The organism is Pseudomonas sp. Pmew2 (assembly GCF_058129885.1).
This window is the reverse complement of record NZ_CM176702.1, coordinates 2,724,843-2,742,699: the sequence shown is the minus strand read 5'-3', so window position 1 is coordinate 2,742,699 and position 17,857 is coordinate 2,724,843. Positions and strand designations below refer to the sequence as shown.

The 17,857-nt window shown below is 58.8% G+C and carries 15 protein-coding genes and 2 pseudogenes; 8 read left to right on the top strand and 9 right to left on the bottom strand.

The window, feature by feature from the left end; all coding sequences use genetic code 11:
* Nucleotides 1–117 precede the first annotated feature (117 nt).
* Nucleotides 118–843, bottom strand: coding sequence for a GNAT family N-acetyltransferase (locus AC4ANK_RS12520; RefSeq protein WP_002554170.1), 726 nt, complete (start codon nt 841–843; stop codon nt 118–120).
* Between the two features lie 567 nt (nt 844–1,410).
* On the opposite strand from AC4ANK_RS12520, the gene katB reads away from it, so the two are divergent.
* The gene (gene katB / locus AC4ANK_RS12515; protein WP_004665787.1) at nt 1,411–2,916 is read left to right on the top strand and encodes a catalase KatB; all 1,506 of its coding nucleotides are present in this window, start codon (nt 1,411–1,413) and stop codon (nt 2,914–2,916) included.
* Nucleotides 2,917–2,977: 61 nt separating this feature from the next.
* Complete coding sequence (locus AC4ANK_RS12510) at nt 2,978–3,538, top strand: ankyrin repeat domain-containing protein (RefSeq protein ID WP_002554172.1); 561 nt, start codon at nt 2,978–2,980, stop codon at nt 3,536–3,538.
* A gap of 12 nt (nt 3,539–3,550) precedes the next feature.
* Here the strand turns inward: AC4ANK_RS12510 and AC4ANK_RS12505 are convergent, their stop codons facing one another.
* The 3 genes and pseudogenes from AC4ANK_RS12505 to AC4ANK_RS12495 all read right to left on the bottom strand — a co-directional run.
* Nucleotides 3,551–5,644: a hybrid sensor histidine kinase/response regulator gene (locus tag AC4ANK_RS12505; RefSeq protein ID WP_460382833.1), complete on the bottom strand. Its 2,094-nt coding sequence runs from the start codon at nt 5,642–5,644 to the stop codon at nt 3,551–3,553.
* 207 nt (nt 5,645–5,851) lie between these two features.
* The gene (locus tag AC4ANK_RS12500) at nt 5,852–6,070 is read right to left on the bottom strand and encodes a DUF6434 domain-containing protein (RefSeq protein ID WP_002554174.1); all 219 of its coding nucleotides are present in this window, start codon (nt 6,068–6,070) and stop codon (nt 5,852–5,854) included.
* A 97-nt stretch (nt 6,071–6,167) separates the two neighbouring features.
* Nucleotides 6,168–6,749, bottom strand: a pseudogene (locus tag AC4ANK_RS12495) (substrate-binding domain-containing protein); the annotation flags it as partial.
* A 343-nt stretch (nt 6,750–7,092) separates the two neighbouring features.
* On the opposite strand from AC4ANK_RS12495, the gene AC4ANK_RS12490 reads away from it, so the two are divergent.
* Nucleotides 7,093–8,322, top strand: coding sequence for an IS91 family transposase (locus tag AC4ANK_RS12490; protein ID WP_460382836.1), 1,230 nt, complete (start codon nt 7,093–7,095; stop codon nt 8,320–8,322).
* 178 nt (nt 8,323–8,500) lie between these two features.
* Here AC4ANK_RS12490 and AC4ANK_RS12485 read toward each other — a convergent pair.
* Nucleotides 8,501–8,641: pseudogene (locus AC4ANK_RS12485) on the bottom strand (MFS transporter); the annotation flags it as partial.
* Nucleotides 8,642–8,865: 224 nt separating this feature from the next.
* Between AC4ANK_RS12485 and rarD the strand changes: the two are divergent.
* Entirely contained in the window at nt 8,866–9,750 is an 885-nt protein-coding gene (gene rarD / locus AC4ANK_RS12480) for an EamA family transporter RarD (protein ID WP_002554179.1), read from the top strand.
* A 3-nt stretch (nt 9,751–9,753) separates the two neighbouring features.
* On the opposite strand, the gene zapE is transcribed toward rarD, so the two are convergent.
* Nucleotides 9,754–10,869, bottom strand: coding sequence for a cell division protein ZapE (gene zapE / locus AC4ANK_RS12475; protein ID WP_031595853.1), 1,116 nt, complete (start codon nt 10,867–10,869; stop codon nt 9,754–9,756).
* A 51-nt stretch (nt 10,870–10,920) separates the two neighbouring features.
* The gene (locus tag AC4ANK_RS12470; RefSeq protein ID WP_031595854.1) at nt 10,921–12,366 is read right to left on the bottom strand and encodes a SulP family inorganic anion transporter; all 1,446 of its coding nucleotides are present in this window, start codon (nt 12,364–12,366) and stop codon (nt 10,921–10,923) included.
* On the opposite strand from AC4ANK_RS12470, the gene AC4ANK_RS12465 reads away from it, so the two are divergent.
* On the top strand, nt 12,365–12,511 hold the full coding sequence (locus AC4ANK_RS12465) for a hypothetical protein (RefSeq protein WP_005744526.1): 147 nt from the start codon (nt 12,365–12,367) through the stop codon (nt 12,509–12,511). The two genes, AC4ANK_RS12470 and AC4ANK_RS12465, sit on opposite strands and share 2 nt — an antisense overlap.
* Nucleotides 12,511–13,668 (top strand): class C beta-lactamase, encoded by a 1,158-nt coding sequence (gene ampC / locus AC4ANK_RS12460; protein ID WP_031595856.1) that lies wholly within the window; start codon nt 12,511–12,513, stop codon nt 13,666–13,668. The genes AC4ANK_RS12465 and ampC overlap by 1 nt, the downstream gene beginning before the upstream one ends.
* Here the strand turns inward: ampC and ada are convergent.
* Nucleotides 13,657–14,763, bottom strand: coding sequence for a bifunctional DNA-binding transcriptional regulator/O6-methylguanine-DNA methyltransferase Ada (gene ada / locus AC4ANK_RS12455; RefSeq protein WP_460382839.1), 1,107 nt, complete (start codon nt 14,761–14,763; stop codon nt 13,657–13,659). The two genes, ampC and ada, sit on opposite strands and share 12 nt — an antisense overlap.
* Nucleotides 14,764–14,833: 70 nt before the next feature.
* On the bottom strand, nt 14,834–15,499 hold the full coding sequence (locus AC4ANK_RS12450) for a DNA-3-methyladenine glycosylase family protein (RefSeq protein WP_002554183.1): 666 nt from the start codon (nt 15,497–15,499) through the stop codon (nt 14,834–14,836).
* A gap of 261 nt (nt 15,500–15,760) precedes the next feature.
* On the opposite strand from AC4ANK_RS12450, the gene efeU reads away from it, so the two are divergent.
* Both efeU and efeO read left to right on the top strand, forming a co-directional pair.
* Nucleotides 15,761–16,615 carry an iron uptake transporter permease EfeU gene (gene efeU / locus AC4ANK_RS12445; RefSeq protein ID WP_002554185.1) on the top strand — a complete coding sequence of 285 codons (855 nt, stop codon included), beginning with the start codon at nt 15,761–15,763 and terminating at the stop codon, nt 16,613–16,615.
* 8 nt (nt 16,616–16,623) lie between these two features.
* Nucleotides 16,624–17,835 (top strand): iron uptake system protein EfeO, encoded by a 1,212-nt coding sequence (gene efeO / locus AC4ANK_RS12440; protein WP_002554186.1) that lies wholly within the window; start codon nt 16,624–16,626, stop codon nt 17,833–17,835.
* The last annotated feature ends 22 nt before the right edge of the window (nt 17,836–17,857 follow it).

Here is a 17,857-nt window from a genome sequence, read left to right as displayed (position 1 = left end):
ATAGTGACTTCACTCCATTTGGATCGTTCCAACGCACTCCCCACTTTTTTGATAAATTGCGCTTGTGCGACTACTTCCGTCTATCAATACAGGTCTGCCTGCGCGACACCCTGGCTGTCAGTGCAGCCTTGACGCTTGCGCAACACCTTCCGGCACGCCAGGGTTTTCAAGACGCTGCTCGGCGAACGCCCTGGCATCCCGGGTCATACGGTCGAGATGACGGTCACGCTGCTTCTCTGCATCGACCATCGCTCTCTTGCCGTGCTGTTTGAGCAGGTACGCATGAATCTGACGCACTTCCACCGAGCTGTAGATCGGAGCGATGTCCATGACCGCAAGCAGGCCATCCGTTCCGTGATCCAACGTGTTCATGATGACCTGCGGCCCGCGTGCGCCCAGGACCTGGAAGCCCAGCGCTTCGAAATACGCCACTTTGCCCACCACGCAATACAGCTCTGCGTGAGGGTAGCGACCGACCATTTTACTCAGCATCGAGCGTGCAATGCCTTGGCGACGATGGCTTTCGCGCACCGCCATATAGGCCACGGCACAAGCCTGTGGATCATCTTGCACAGGCAGGTACAGTAAAAACCCCAATACGGTTTCCGGGTCCTCATCGTCCAGCGCGACGATCAGTTCGACCGCCAGGTTTTGCGAGCCGTCCATGGCGTTCAGGTAGAGATGCACCTCATACCCCACGCCATACTGATACAGGTTGTACAGCGGATTGCTCGGCGCAATGGCTACCATGCTGATGTCGGTCACGTAGTCCACGACCATCTGCTGGATCTGGCTACGGATGAACTCCGGTGGCGGGGTTTGTAGCAACATGATGGTGGGCATGAGACGAGCGGCTCCATTAAACGCGGCGTGGCTGCACAAGGTGTGGCCACATGATAGCGCGTCAACGCTTTCAAAACCGATAATGTCACTTTGCCGCAGGATAACTTAGTTGTAACTTATACGACGACCGCAGAAGACAATATCAAAAAGCCAGCAATCTTGAATGTCACATTATTTAGTTGCACGATCGTTCCACACCGGGACGCCAGCACTTTATTATTGACGAGCTTTCAAAATGATAATGATTGCTATTAACCTTGAACAGCGTGATTAAACGTGCCTTTTATTAACACCAACATTTAATAAAAAATCCTTTAATTTCATGACTATAAATAACTAAAACCATGATTTTTTATACGTTCACCTGCAGCCCGCCTTCCTCATAGCCAAGGAAATTATTCAACTAATTGTGAAAGTTTTTACTCGGTTCCTCTCCCCTCTCAGTATTTATCTTAATCACCCCGATATATTTTTATAATCACCCCCCTGCCCCCGCGCGCCTAAGATATACCGGCCTACTAAAAATATGAGGGATTCAAAATGCCGTTATTAAACTGGTCCAGACATATGGTGTGTCTGACTGCAGTCGGTCTCGTTACTGTTCCGACCGCCTATGCAGCAGACACCCTGACTCGCGACAATGGTGCCGTCGTCGGCGACAATCAGAACTCTCAGACTGCAGGCGCCCAAGGGCCTGTCCTGCTGCAAGATGTGCAGCTGTTGCAAAAGCTGCAGCGCTTTGATCGCGAGCGTATTCCGGAGCGCGTGGTCCACGCTCGCGGCACGGGTGTCAAAGGTGAGTTCACCGCATCGGCCGATATCAGCGATCTGAGCAAGGCCACGGTGTTCAAATCGGGCGAAAAAACCCCGGTCTTCGTGCGCTTTTCCTCCGTTGTCCATGGCAACCACTCGCCTGAAACCCTGCGCGACCCACACGGCTTCGCCACCAAGTTCTACACGGCAGACGGTAACTGGGACCTGGTAGGCAACAACTTTCCAACCTTCTTCATCCGTGACGCCATCAAGTTCCCGGACATGGTCCACGCCTTCAAGCCTGACCCGCGTACCAACCTGGACAACGATTCGCGTCGCTTTGACTTCTTCTCGCATGTTCCAGAAGCCACCCGTACGCTGACACTGCTGTATTCAAATGAGGGTACGCCTGCAGGCTATCGCTTCATGGACGGCAACGGCGTACACGCCTACAAACTGGTGAATGCCAAAGGCGAAGTGCACTACGTCAAGTTCCACTGGAAGACCCTGCAAGGCATCAAGAACCTTGATCCGAAAGAAGTCGCTCAGGTCCAGTCCAAGGACTACAGCCATCTGACCAACGATCTGGTCGGTGCCATCAAAAAAGGCGATTTCCCGAAATGGGACTTGTACGTTCAGGTCCTGAAGCCTGAAGAGCTGTCGAAATTCGACTTCGACCCTCTGGACGCCACCAAGATCTGGCCTGATGTCCCTGAGAAGAAAATCGGTCAGATGGTCTTGAACAAGAACGTCGACAACTTCTTCCAGGAAACCGAACAGGTCGCAATGGCCCCGGCTAACCTGGTTCCTGGTATCGAGCCTTCCGAGGACCGTCTGCTGCAAGGCCGTGTGTTCTCCTACGCCGACACCCAGATGTATCGCCTGGGCGCGAATGGTCTGAGCCTGCCGGTCAACCAGCCCAAGGTTGCGGTGAACAACGGTAATCAGGACGGTGCTCTGAATACCGGTCACACCACCAGCGGCGTCAACTATGAGCCGAGCCGTCTGGAGCCACGTCCAGCCGACGAAAAAGCGCGCTACAGCGAACTGCCGATCAGCGGCACCACCCAGCAGGCGAAGATTACGCGTGAGCAGAACTTCAAGCAGGCGGGTGATCTGTATCGCTCCTACAGCCCTAAAGAGAAGACCGACCTGGTGCAGAGCTTTGGCGAGTCGCTGGCTGACACCGACACCGAAAGCAAGAACATTATGCTGTCGTTCCTGTACAAGGCAGATCCGGACTACGGCACTCGGGTAACCGAAGTCGCCAAGGGCGATCTGAGCAAGGTCAAGTCGCTGGCTGCAAGCCTCAAAGACTGATGATCTGATGTCCCGCTCCGGCGTTCACGACGCCGGGGCGGTTCCAGCCAGGAGAACGCCTGTGAAAAATCTGATCTATGCCTTGCTGCTGTTTGCTGCAGCCGCAAACGCAACCCCACCCGCCCCGGCACCCGCTTCCGAACTGACCGCTGAACAGACCGCCAGCCAGTTGCGCACGCTGTTTTTCGACGCGTCCCGTGAAGGTAACAACCCGATGCTGGACACCTTCATCGAAGCCCATTACGACCTCAACGTGCGTGACGAACAGGGCTATACCGGCCTTATTCTGGCCGCCTATCACGGCCATGAAGATTCGGTGGAACGCCTGATCAATGCCGGTGCTGACCCTTGCGCCAAGGACAATCGCGGCAACACTGCGCTGATGGGCGCGATTTTCAAGGGTGAGCTGAGCATCGCCAAGCACCTGGTTCAGGCCGATTGCGGCCCAAACCTGACCAACAATGCCGGGCAGACGGCGGCCATGTACGCGGCGCTGTTCAAACGCACTGAAGTGCTCAAGGCGTTGACCGACCAAGGTGCCGACCTGACCATCCGTGACAGCATGGGCAACGACGTGCAGGGCTTGTCGAAAGGCGAATTCCAGACACTGCCTGCCCGCTGACGTTTTTTGGACTCAATCCTTGCGTTCGATCATTTCGTAGATGCGGCTGGCGAACGCGTCCATGGTGAACGGCTTGGTGAGCACCCACATCCCCGGATCCAGATGGCCGTTACCAATGATGGCGTTCTCAGCATAACCGGTGATGAACAGCACTTTAAGGTCTGGTCGAACGATGCGCGCAGCATCCGCCAGTTGCCGACCGTTCATGCCGCCAGGCAACCCGACGTCGGTTACCAGCAGGTCGATACGCATATCGGACTCCAGCATCTTCAGCGCAGACGCGCCCTCGCCCGCCTCGATCGGGATATACCCCTGATCCTCTAGCACTTCGGCCACCAGCATGCGGATGGTCGGCTCATCGTCGACAATCATCACCGTACGCTCGGTCTGCGCAGGCGCCGATTCGCAAGTCTCGACAGCCTCGACCTCTTCCGCAGCCCCAAGGTAATGACGCGGCAGGTACAGGCACATGGTCGTGCCCTGCTCAGGTTCAGAGTAGATACGCACCTGCCCACCGGACTGGCGCACAAAACCGTACACCATCGACAATCCCAGACCCGTGCCCTGCCCGAGTGGCTTGGTGGTGAAAAACGGGTCGAACGCGCGGTTGATAACCTCAGGCGACATGCCGGTACCGGTGTCACTGACACACAGCGACAGGTATTGCCCCGGTGTCAGATCCCGGCTCTGGGAGCCGCGCTCGTCAATCCACCGGTTAGCGGTTTCGATGGTGATTCGCCCGCCTCGCGGCATGGCATCCCTGGCATTGATACACAGGTTCAACAGCGCATTTTCCAGTTGCGGGGCGTCAATGAACGTCGACCACAACCCGACTGAGGTCACGACTTCCAGCGTGATGTGAGGTCCGACCGTACGTCGAATCAGCTCTTCCATCCCGATCACCAGCCGGTTGATATCGACCGGCTTGGGGTCAAGCGTCTGTCGACGTGAAAACGCCAGCAGCCGGTGAGTCAGCGACGCTGCACGCTTGGATGCATCCTGCGCAGCCCCTATGTAGCGATCTATTTCAGTGAAACGGCCCTGGCTCATGCGCGTCTTGAGCAGTTCCAGCGAGCCGGTGATACCGGTCAGCAGGTTGTTGAAGTCGTGGGCGATACCGCCAGTCAACTGACCAACCGCTTCCATCTTCTGCGACTGGCGCAGGGCATCCTCAGCCTGAGCCAGGCGTTCCTGCTCGCGCAACCGTTCGCTGACGTCGTAGGCAAACAGATACGCGCCAATGGACTGGCCTTGTGCATCGCGAAGCGTGCTGTAACGCATTTCGAAGTGGCTGGCCGGATCCTTCGAATCGCTGAAGCTGACGCTTTCGGCAAACTCCTCGCCTGCCAACGCCCGCGTCCAGCGCTGCTTAAGGCCCGCTTTGCTCTGCGGACAGTCGTCCAGCAGGTCGAGCATATTGTCGCCTACCTGAGGACGGACGCCAAAAAGACGCTCGAACTCGCGTAGCGCTGAGCCATTGATGGCCATCCAGCGGTAATTGGCGTCGATGACATGGATGAATGCATTGGTGCCATTGACGACATCGGCGAGCACATTGCGCTCGGCGACGGCCTCGACAATACGAGCCTCCAGCGTTTCATTCATCTGCTGTAACGCCAGCTCTGCGCGCTTGCGTTCGGTGATGTCTTGAAACAACACCGCTACCTGCTTGCGGCTGGCCGGCTCGATGCGGAACGCGGTCAGTGCCAGGTAGCGCCCGGTCGCCACCAGCTCGCGCTCGAAGCGGACCGGCTCACCGGTGCGCAATACCTTGCCGTAGAACTCGACCCAGCCATCCGCCTCTTCGCGAACCATCTCGCGCAGCTTCTTGCCCACCACATTGGGAATGCCGGCGTGATACTCGTAAGCCGGGTTGGCTTCAATATGAATGTAATAGCTCAACGGGCCGTGCGGGCCGTCAAAGAACTCGATGATGCAAAAGCCTTCATCCATCGCGTTGAACAGAAAACGATAACGCTCCTGAGAGTGCGCCAGGGCGTTTTCGGCCTCCTGACCACTGACGCTCAGGCGCTCTTTAAGCGAGGCGTTTTCCTGCTCCAGAGCCGATAATCGGCTCTGGAGATGTTGTAGATCTGTCGGGGTCACGGCGGAGGCACCTGCGGTGTGGGTTGCGCCGCGTTCCCTTCAGGCAGGGCGGCACGAGCACGCTACGAGAAAAAACGCTCAGTTGCAAAAATAATGGCATTTTGCATTCGAAAATCGATGATTTTCGAAAGTCAGGGCGGTATGTGCTTCTCGATACAGCCAGAGCGAGCCCAGCCGAGCAGCCCTCCAACAGCACACAACGTCAGCTCATTCCGATCCTGCTGTTCGCAGAAGCAACCATTCATCCACGATCTGGCCCATGTTTTTGGGCTCGCCATTAGTGATCCACGCCATGAATGGCCGGTCGAACCTGAACGACGGCCCGCATTGTCCGGTCATGAAGCGCCTCACGTTCTTCGTATTTCGGTAGCGGTCGTCCACCGGGGTATCACGTGTAACAGGATCGGAGTGCCCGTCGAATGTCATGCGTTACCCTGCCCGACAGTGTTGAAAGTCTGTGCTTTATAGCTGGAAATCAGCAAGCCCCGCGACTGCTGACTGCCGGTTATGAGAGCCGATCCGTTTACTCTCCGGCAAACGGCACCAGCGACTCCAGCAGCCATGCACCTGCTGGCCCCAGGCTGCGCTGGAATGACCAGATGACATCGACCGCCGAGCGACGCGGCCAGCCCGAGACTTTCAGCTCTTTGAGCAGCCCGCCCGAATAGCGCGACACCAGCCAGCGCGGCAACGCCGACCAGCCAAAACCGAAGGCAGCCATGTCCATCAACAGCAGGTAATTGGGCGCTGACCAATGACGGTGACCGCTGGTGGGCAGGTCGTCGGTGGGGATGCTGTGCTCGACCAGCGTGTTGAGGCGCAATGCGCGGTAACCCGCCAGTTGCTGATAATCGACCCGTTCCAGCGCGGCAAGCGGATGTTTATGCGAGACGAACAGACCGAAATCGGCACTTTCGTCGATGGTCGCGTGACCGATCTCCGGTGGGTAGCTGGCTTGCGCCGACAGCAGCCCCAATGATGCCCTGCCCGACTGCACCAGGCTGATGGCATCACCGTGCTCGGCGAATACGCATTCCATCTCCAGCTCCGGAAAGCGCTGATCCAGCTCGGTCATCAGCCGTTCGAAATCAGCGAACTGGGCAGCCTGCGGCTGCAAATTGTGGGATTTTGAAATCGGTTATCATAGCCGAAATCGAGTCGATCCCTCCTCAGCACAGGCTTACACATGGCGTCAGAGACCAAAAAACGTAAACGGGCGAGCCGGGCAAAAGCCAAGGCAAAGCAGACCCGTCTCCAACGCGCCGGGCATACTACCTTCGTGCCCGATACCGACTTTTCCTTCGATATCGATCCTTTCGGTGATGTCGATCTTTGTAGTTGCTGCCAGACAACGTATCTGAACGACAGGTTTCCCGACGCTTCTTGCGTAAGCGTTTAGATGAGAGAAGGGCCAGGCGGATTCGCCATCACCGCCGTCATTCACCACGATGAGGAGCCGCCCTGCTGACGTGGCCTCTGCACCGCCTGCTTACAAACCTCGACCGCTCAAAAACCTCTTCACGGCCAACGGCTGCTGGGCAGATTTGCTGGAAGCCGGCGGTCTGCGCCAAATCGAAGTGGAGTCGATCAGCAAAATGCTCGCCTGCGGCACCTCGATACTGGGCGTCAAACACTACACCTGTGCCAATGAGCATTGCCCGCACGTCAAATACCTGTGCAACACCTGCCATTGCCGGGCCTGTCCTTCCTGCGGCAAAAAGGCCACCGACCAGTGGATCGCCGTGCAAAACAACCGTCTGCCCGACTGCCCCTGGCAGCATCTGGTGTTCACGCTGCCCGACACGCTGTGGTCCCTGTTCTTCTACAACCGCTGGCTGCTCGATGCGCTGTTTCGTCTGGCGGCCGATAACCTGATCTACACCGCCAAGCGGCGCGGTTTGCGCGTCGGGATTTTCGGTGCGCTGCACACCTATGGCCGGCGGCTCAACTGGCATCCCCACGTCCACCTGTCGGTGACCGCGGGCGGCCTGGATGAGCAGGGCGTCTGGAAAAATCTGTCGTTCCACAAAGAGGCCCTGCGGCGGCGCTGGATGTGGCTGGTGCGCGATTACCTGCTGGGACAGCCGCTTTCGCAACTGACGATGCCGCCGCAGCTGGCCCACATCCACTGTGAAAGCGACTGGCGCCGTTTGATACTGACCGCTGGTGGCCAGCACTGGCACATCCACTTGTCGAAGAAGACGGAAAACGGCCGAAAGACCGTCAATTACCTGGGCCGCTACCTGAAAAAACCGCCGATCTCGGGCAGTCGTCTGGCGCATTACACCTGCGGGGCCACGTTGAGCTTTACCTACCTGGATCACCGCACGCAGACCTATCAGCAGGAAACGCTGAGCCAGGCCGACATGCTGCGCCGGGTGGTGCAGCACATCCCGGAAAAGCATTTCCGGATGATCCGGTATTTTGGTTTTCTGGCCAATCGGGTGTGTGGGAAATACCTGCCGAAGGTCTATGAAGCATTGAAGATGGCGACGCCAGGACCGACACCGAAGCTGTATTTTGTGCAGATGGCCAAAGCCTTTCTAAACGTCGATCCGTTCCGCTGCGTGCTGTGTGGCGCGCGGATGGTCTACACGGCGGCAATCAGCGGGCTGACGGTGCAGGGACTGGTCCTCAACGCTCAGGCAATCGCGCAGATTAGGTACGTGAAGCCCTGACAGGGGGAAGGTGCGTCCGCACCTAGGCTCAGCGGTAAAATAACCTGCACAAATTCGGATTGATAGGGATTTTCACTGCATAAGTAACGCATCAGCGTCTTCCTACGCATCGCTATGAAGGCATGACGCCTCCTTCACAGCGTCAGGTTCATGCATAGGCATTTTGAAATTCCTATGCATCAAGGCCCATCCGCTGTTTGACGTAAGGCACCAGCGGCGCCCAAGAGGCGACACTGAAACCGGCGAAAAACGCGATACGCGTCGAAGACTGCTCCGCCCGAGCCTTGGCATCCTGGGCTGCGGTGCTGAAAGAGGTCATGCATGCTCCTTGTAATTTGCCGAGTACGGTCACACCGGCCAGCGCGACAGCCTAACAAAGCTGATCGATTAGCCAAAACCTCTGATGCACTTGCATGAGGCTCGTTCCATCGTCGTGCAAGGGCCGTCCGATTTGCAGCTTTTTGCACCTCAGGCCAGTAGACTGACTACCACGCGCACCAGACAGGTGCGCAATCTGTCGAATCAGCTGTCGCGGAGGCCGTCGTGTCCAAAGGTGTAGTGCTGTCGATCCTGGCGTCAACGCTGTTCGGGGTCATGTATTTCTATACGTCACTGATGACCCCGCTCGACGGTGAAGAGATCTTCGGCTGGCGCATGCTGCTCACCGTGCCATGCGCGACGCTGTTCATGCTGGTCAGCGGAGACTGGCGGCGAGTCCGCGAAGTGACTGTCCGGCTCAGGCAGCAACCGCTGCTGATCTTCGCGCTGCTGCTGTCTTCGGTGCTGATCGGCGCGCAATTGCTGATCTTCATGTGGGCACCGCTGCACGGGCGCAGCCTGGAGGTGTCGCTGGGTTATTTCCTGCTGCCGCTGAGCATGATTCTCACCGGCCGCATCGTGTACGGCGAGCACCTCTCCTACCTGCAGAAAGTCGCTGCGGTGTTTGCCATGATCGGCGTGGCGCATGAGCTGTGGAGGCTGGGCAGTTTCTCCTGGGAAACCCTGCTGGTCGCGGGCGGCTATCCCCTTTACTTCGTGCTGCGTCGCAAGCTCAGGACCGACCACCTCGGCGGGCTCTGGTTCGACATGCTGCTGATGCTACCCATCGGCCTGTGGTTTATCGCCAACGGTCATCCACAAGCCATCCAGCAGGCACCGCTGCTGTACCTGCTGATTCCCGTGCTCGGGGTCATCAGTGCCTCGGCACTGGTCAGTTATATCGTTGCCAGCCGGTTGCTGCCGTTCAGCCTGTTCGGGTTGCTCAGTTATGTCGAGCCGGTGCTGCTGGTCGGCGTCGCCCTGTTGCTGGGCGAGAGCATCGGCCGCGATGAATGGCTGACTTACCTGCCAATCTGGCTGGCCGTCGTGGTGCTGATGATCGAAGGCGCCAAACACGTGCTGGCCCAGCGCCGTCGGGATGCAGCCTGAAGCTCAGGTCTCGGTGAAACGCTCCAGTTGCATTTCCTGAAGCCGACTCAGGGTGCGCCGAAAGGCAAACGACAGATAACCCTGGGTGTACAGTTCGTCCATCGGCACAGGCGCTTCTACATACAGCGGAATGCGCCGGTCGTAACATTCGTCCACCAGCGCAATGAAACGTCGCACGCCGTCGTCGTTGGGCGATAACTGCGGCAGCTCGCGGTCGCCTGCCGTCACCTGCTCCACGCCATCCTCGGTGCCACGGGCAATCTTCGCCTCGCGCTGGGCGGCGCTGAGGGGCGGCACTTCGCTGAGCAGAATCACCGAGAAACGATCACACAACGCGATAAAATCCATCGCAGCCAGCGGTTGTTCACACAGGTCACGATAGCGGCACCACACTGCCGTATCGGAATGCTGAACCACATTGATGCTGCGATAACCGAGCATGACCTGCGAGTCGTGAACCGGCTGGCCAGCGCTCAGCGCTTCGAATATCCCCTTCAATGAACTTGGCTGACCGGCCTGTGCAACCCAGTAACGCTGGTGCAACTGTCCGGGGTGCAGGCGATGATCCTCGCCGCCGTCGACCGCCACCACATTCATGTATTTCAGGATCGCGGCGACCGCTGGCAGGAAGCGCTCACGATTATGGCCGTGGCTGTACAACTTTTCCGGTGGCTGATTGGACGTACAGACCAGCACTACGCCCTCTTCGAACATAACTTGCAGCAGCCCACCGAGAATCACTGCGTCGCCGATGTCAGTCACGAACAACTCATCGAAACACATCACCCGCACTTCCCGCGCCAGCTCTTTGGCGACCACGGTCAGCGGCTGAGGCGTGCCCATCAGCTCGAACATGCGCTTGTGCACCCAGCGCATGAAGTGATGAAAATGCTGACGCCGGGCCGGCACGCTCAGGCTTTCGAAAAAGCGGTCCATCAACCAGGTCTTGCCGCGCCCGACCGGCCCCCACAAATAGACGCCCTGTGCCCGACCCCGCGCATCGGCCAGGGCCTCATAGCACGCCTGCAACTGTCGGGCAGCCTGCAACTGCGCCTGATCAGGCTGAAAACCACGCTGGACGGCACGTTCGTAGGCTTGCAGCGGGGAGACAGCATCCATCAGGCACACACCTTAGGTATCAGAGAAAAGACATCCAGCCTGAAACGCGGCTCATGCGTGCTGCACGCCGGCGCGCTTGAGCAGCCGCTTGCAGCGCTCGGACAGATGCACCACTCGCAAATGCTTGCCCGCTTTGACATAGCGCTCGCGCAAGGTCTTGAGCGCAGCAATGGCCGAGTAATCGACGAAACTCAGGTGGCGACAGTCCAGTGTCACCTGTGCAGGGTCCTCGGCCGGGTTGAACTGGTCGAGAAACGGCGTGGTCGAGGCGAAGAACAGCGTGCCGTGCAGGTGGTAGACCTTGCTGCCATCGGCCTCTACATGGCTGTCTGCATACAGCTCGCGGGCCTGCTGCCAGGCAAAGTTGATCGCCGCGATGATGATGCCGAACAGCACCGCAGTGGCCAGATCGGTGAGCACCGTGACCACGGTCACGGCAATGATCGCCAGTACGTCATTGACCGGCACCTTGCGCAGCACACGCAACGATGCCCAGGCGAAAGTCTGCTGGGCAACCACAAACATCACCCCGACCAGCGCCGCCAATGGAATGCGCTCGATCAGCGGCGACAGAAACAGCACGAACATCAGGATCATCAAACCCGCCACCACGCCCGACACACGACCGCGGCCGCCGGAACTGAGGTTGATCACCGTCTGGCCGATCATCGCGCAACCGCCCATGCCGCCGAAGGCACCGGAGACCACGTTGGCAGCGCCCAGCGCTACGCACTCACGATCCGGATAGCCACGGGTTTCGGTGATCTCGTCGGTCAGGTTCAGGGTCAGCAGGGTTTCCAGCAGGCCGACCAGCGCCATCAGGATGGCGTATGGGGCGATGATGCGCAGGGTGTCCAGGTTCCACGAAATGTCCGGCATGGCGAATACCGGCAGGCCACCGGCAATGTGCGCCATGTCGCCCAGGGTGCGGGTCGGCAGGCCGAGCAAATAAACCGCCAGCCCGACGCTCAGGATCGCCACCAGCGCAGGCGGTGCAACACGGGTCAGGCGCGGCAACAGATAGACAATCGCCATGGTCAACGCCACCAGACCGAGCATCACGTACAGCGGCGTACCGCTGAGCCATGACTCACCCACCTTGAAGTGCTCCAATTGCGCCATCGCGATGACAATCGCCAGGCCGTTGACGAAGCCCAACATCACCGGATAAGGCACCAGCCGCACCAGTTTGCCGAGCCGCAGCAGCCCGAACAGGATCATGATCAAACCGCCCAGCAATACGGTCGCCAGCAAATATTGCACGCCGTGCTGCACCACCAGCGCGACGATCACCACCGCCATCGAACCGGCCGCGCCGGAAACCATGCCCGGACGCCCGCCGAACAGGGCCGTCAGCGTACAAATGATGAACGCGCCGTAGAGCCCCATCAGCGGGTTGAGATGGGCCACTAGTGCAAAGGCAATGCACTCGGGCACCAAGGCAAAGGATGTCGTGAGCCCGGCCAGGACTTCGGCGCGTATACGGATTGATTTCATGGGTTACCTGAACCGCGCCCCGTGGAGGAAGCGCAAAAAAGGAGGCATATTACGCAAACCCGCCGCCACCGACCACCGCAGCAAGGCTTCAAAACAGCGTTCTTCGATGATCGGCGGCGACCCAAAACAACAAGGAATCATGTGATGCCAAGGAATAAGACACTGTTATGCGCGGCGCTTGTGCTGAACGCTTCCCTTGCCTGCGCTCAAGACCCGGCACCTGACCTTGATGCCGTTGTGCAGCAAGCGGCGCAGCAGGTGATGCAGGAAAACAACATTGCAGGCATGTCCATCGCCATCACCCGCAACGGTACACAACAGTTCTATAACTACGGCGTCGCCTCAAAAACAACCGGCCAGCCGGTGTCCAGCGATACGTTGTTCGAACTGGGCTCGATCATCAAAACCTTCACTGCCACACTGGCCACCTGGGCGCAGGCCAATGGGCAGTTGTCGCTGACCGACAGCATCGACACCTACCTGCCGCAATTGAATGACACACGCCTGGGCAAAATACCGGTCTTTCACCTCGGCACCCACACAGCAGGCGGCTTCCCCCTTCAAGTGCCCGACAAGGTGCGGAACACTCGCCAATTGATGGACTATTTCAAGGCCTGGCAGCCCGACTACCTGCACGGCACCCACCGCACTTATGCCAACCCCAGTGTGGGCCTGCTCGGCCTGGTTGCGGCGCGCAGCATGAAGCTGCCGTATGAAAAAGCCCTCCAGCAGCGCCTGTTTCCGGCGCTGAACCTGAGCAACACCTACGTGAACGTGCCCGACGAAAAGCAGAAGCTTTATGCGCAGGGCTACAACAAACTCGACGAACCGGTCAGGGTTAACCCAGGTCCTCTGGCGAGTGAAGCCTACGGCGTGAAATCGAGTGCGCGGGACATGATCCGTTTTGTCGAGGCAAACCTTGGGCCTGGTCAGTACGACGCGCCGCTGCAACGCGCTCTCAGTGACACACGGATCAGCTATTTCAAAGTCGGCGGCATGACTCAGGACCTGATCTGGGAGCAGTATCCGATGCCGGTTGGCTTGGCGCATCTGCTTGAAGGCAACGCCAGTGCCATGCTGAACACGCTCAAAACCGAAGTGATCGAGCCGCCGCAGGCAGCGCAATCTGCGGTCTGGGTCAACAAGACCGGATCAACCAACGGTTTCGGTGGCTATGTCGCGTTCATACCGGAAAAACAGCTCGGCATCGTGATTCTGGCCAACAAGAACTATCCGAATGAAGAACGGGTAAGGCTGGCCTACCGGATTCTCGGCGAGTCAGGCTGCTGTTCAAAGCCCTGAAAAAAGCCCTGCTCCCCCGGCAGCTTCGATTTCAAGCAGCTTGCGCTTGCGCTCGACACCCCAGCGATAACCGGATAACGACCCGTCGCTGCGCACGACCCGATGACAGGGAATGGCAACTGCCAGCGTGTTGGCACCGCACGCATTCGCCACTGCGCGAACTGCGCTGGGCATACCGATACGCGTGGCGATATCGGTGTAGGTTGCGGTCGATCCGGCAGGTATATCCCTGAGCGCCTGCCATACCCGCTCCTGAAAAACCGTGCCGCGGATATCAAGCGGCAGCGCGAGGCCGGTCGCAGGCGACTCGGCAAAGCCCACGACCCTGGCGACAAGTCGTTCAAACTCTTCATCCCCGCCGATCAGGTTGGCATTGGGGTACTGGTCCTGAAACTTTTCGACCAGCACATTGGGGTCGTCTCCGAGTGAAATGGCGCAGATACCCTTGGGGCTTCTGGCCACCAGAATCGAACCCAGCGAGCTTTCACCCAGTGCAAACCTGATGTCGACATTGGCCCCGCCTGCCCGGTACTCAGAAGGTTTCATGCCCAGCATTTTTTGCGAAGCCTCATAGAATCGGCTGTTGGAGTTGAAACCTGCTTCATACAGCGCACTGGTGATGGTCACATCGTGGGAAAGCTGGACTTTCACTCGCGAGCGCAAGGACGCGACGCTGTAGGCTTTGGGCGTCAACCCGGTGAGTTTCTTGAAAGTGCGATGAAAATGAAAACTGCTCATCCCGACCTTTTCCGCAAGCGCAGCGAGATTGGGCATCGAGTCGCAGGCGTCTATCAGCCTGCAGGCTTCGGAAACGGCCGAAGCATGCTTGAGGTCCACGCTTTGCTGATCACTGCCACTGCGCCGCGACAGGCGAAACCCGGCAGCTTCAGCCTCGCTCGCCGAAGAAAAGAACACGAGGTTTTCCGGCCTTGGAAGTTTGCTCGGGCTGCCGGGTTTGCAGTAGATACCGGTTGTCAGCACACCGTAGACGAAGTCAGCGCCCGCACCTGAACGACGATTGAGCAGGACCTCCCAGCGCGGGTCCTCTTCGGTTCGTGGCGCGCGCGTTTTCAACGTGCCTTTCATGTTTTCCATGGTGATGGCCTGTCTTGGGTTTCGATGAGCCTATCCCTGTCGCAACACACAGGCACTCCGAGTCTTGCTCTCAAATTCGAGATAAATCGATGTCGCTGAAGTTGGCCGGTACTCGCCACAAATACCAGGCGGCAATGGTTCGGTAAGGCGCGAAGCGCTCGGCAAGCCGTGCCATTTGCCGGTGCGACGGTTTGAGTTCCAGAGCATACAGTCGCCGGTAGCCTTCGCACACGCCGAAGTCGCTGGCGGGCATCACATCCAGCTGACCGAGCCCGTAAATGAGCATCATCTCCACGGTCCAGCGCCCCACGCCCGGCAGTTGGATCAGGCGTTCGACCAGTGCTTCGTTGCCCATGGCCAGTGCCGCACTGACCTCAGGCACCAGACCGTCCACTCGCGCAGCGGCAATCGCCTTGATCGCCCGGCATTTGGACGCCGAGAACCCACAGGAGCGCAGTGCCTGATCATCCAGCTCGACCAGTGCCTGCGCCCCCGGGAAGCTGTCATCCACAAAAAGCGCACGCAACCTCATGACCATCGCATCGCCTGCCCTGGCATGCAATTGCTGGTAGGCGACGGCCTTGACCAGCGCCTGAAACGGGTCCTGCGCTGCACTGACCGGGTGCAGACAGGGGCCGACCTGGTCAATCAGCGACTGCCATTGCGGGTCTATGGACCTGAGCGCAGCGACCGCCTCAGCATGCCTGCGGTCAGCGCTGTCTGATTCTGATGACATGATGATTTCCGGAATAAGGCGGTCAGACGGGCAACCACAGTTTACAGGGGTGTTGAAAATGATCGCTGATTTCCGAAGACCGCGGAACGTTCAGAAAACCGTGATCGATTAGCTGAACCTGACCTGAACGACTTTTCAAAAACGCAATCCCGATAAAAAACAACTACCCGCAGTCAAGAATGAGTATCATTATGTTACGCAGTGTTTCCGGCTTATAGCTCGCTGAAGCACGTTCACCCTACAGTTTTGACCCGGTGAGATATGCTCGTTCCGTTTTTGATCATGCTGCGCGAAGGCATCGAAGCCGCGCTGATTGTTGGCATTATCGCCAGTTACCTGAAGCAGACCGGCCGCGGCGAGTGGATGCCTGCGGTGTGGATCGGCGTGTTCCTCGCTGCCGCGCTGTCGCTGTTCGTCGGTGGCGGGCTTGAGTTGATGAGCGCCGAATTCCCGCAGAAGCAACAGGAGTTGTTCGAAGGCATTGTCGGCCTGATCGCCGTGGGCATTTTAAGCTCGATGGTGTTCTGGATGCACAAGGTTGCCCGCTCGATCAAGCACGCGTTGCATGAGTCTCTGGACGCTGCCCTCACCGGCTCGAAAAACCAGACCTACGCGCTGATCGCCATGGTGTTTTTCGCCGTGGCCCGCGAAGGGCTGGAGACCGTATTCTTTCTGCTCGCCGTGTTCCAGCAGAGCGAAGGCTCGGGCGCACCGCTGGGTGCCCTGCTCGGCCTGTTGCTGGCCGTGGGCTTCGGCGTAGCCATTTACAGCGGCAGCATGCGCCTGAACCTGGGCCTGTTTTTCCGTTGGACCGGGCTGTTCATTCTGGTGGTGGCTGCGGGCATTCTGGCCAACTCCGTTCAGGCTTTGCATGAAGCCGGGATCTGGAATCATCTGCAGGAAGTGGTCTTCGACATCAGCGCACTGTTGCCGATGGATGGGCCTGCCGGCTCGGTACTGGCCGGCATGTTCGGTTACCAGGACGCTCCGACCGTCAGCACCTTGAGCGTCTACCTGATTTACCTGATCGGGGCGCTGCTGCTGTTCTTCATGCCGCACACCCCGGCGTCCGGCAAGACCCTACAGCCGAAAACATCTTCTGTGACGAACGAATAAGGGCACCCATGTCTATCCGTACCCCAGGGCCTTCCGAGAACGCCCGGCCGCCCCGTGTCCTGCAATTGGCTGTCGCCGGTTCGGTGATCCTGATGATTGCCGCTGGCGGGCTGTTCTATTACGCCTCGCAGGTCGCGGCAAAAAAGCGTGCAGCCAATGCCGGCACTGAAACCGTGGTCAATATTCACGCCCGCAACTGTGAGCCGAATGTGCTGACAGTGGCGGCGGGCAAGAATGCCTTCCGCATCGTCAACCGCTCGGAACGCGCCGTCGAATGGGAAATTCTCGATGGCGTGCTGGTGGTTGAAGAGCGGGAAAACATTGCGCCGGGGTTGAGCCAGGTGATCAATGCCAATCTGGCTCCCGGCGATTACGCGATCACCTGCGGCCTGCTCAGCAACCCGCGTGGCACCTTGCACGTCACCCCGACCGCCGAGTCCGATGCAAAAGCCAAGGCGCGCCCGTCGATGACCGCCTTCATCGGCCCTCTTTCCGAATACCGGGTGTACCTGAGCCTGCAAGGTTCGGCGCTGATCAAGGCCGTGACGGCTCTGCAACAAGCCATTGACGCTGGCGACCTGAGCGCCGCTCAGGCGGCCTACCTGCCCGCCCGCACCGCGTATCAGCGTATTGCTCCGGCTGCTCAGCGCCTCTCGGAACTGGACAACGCCATCAACGCCCGCGCCGATTACTACGAGAAGCGTGAACAGGATCCGGGCTTTACCGGCTTCCATCGCATTGAATACGCATTGTTCGATCAGCACAGCGTCGAGGGCCTGTCGCCCGTCGCGCAGCGCCTGCAAACCGATGTCACTCAGCTCAAACAGCAGTTGATGGCGCAATCGCTGGCCCCCGAACAACTGGCCGCCATCGCCACCCGCACGATGCGCAGCCTGGCTGACGTACGCAGTAACGGCGAAGAGGAACGCTACAGCCACAGCGACCTCAACGGCTTTGCCGCCAACTTGGACGGAACCCGCAAAATCGTCGATCTGCTGCGTCCGTTGTTGACCCGCAGTGCTGCCGATCTGCTGCAGAAGATCGATGCGGCCATGGCTGATCTGGACACCACACTTGATGCGTTGAGCACCGCTGAGGGAGGCATGCGCCCCTATGACCAGGTGGACGAGACGCAGCGTCGGCAAATCGCCGCCAAGGCCGGCGCGCTGGCTGACGCACTCAACGGCATCGACGCGGCACTTGGCCTTTCTGGCCTCTGATTCACTGGAGCACAGCACACTA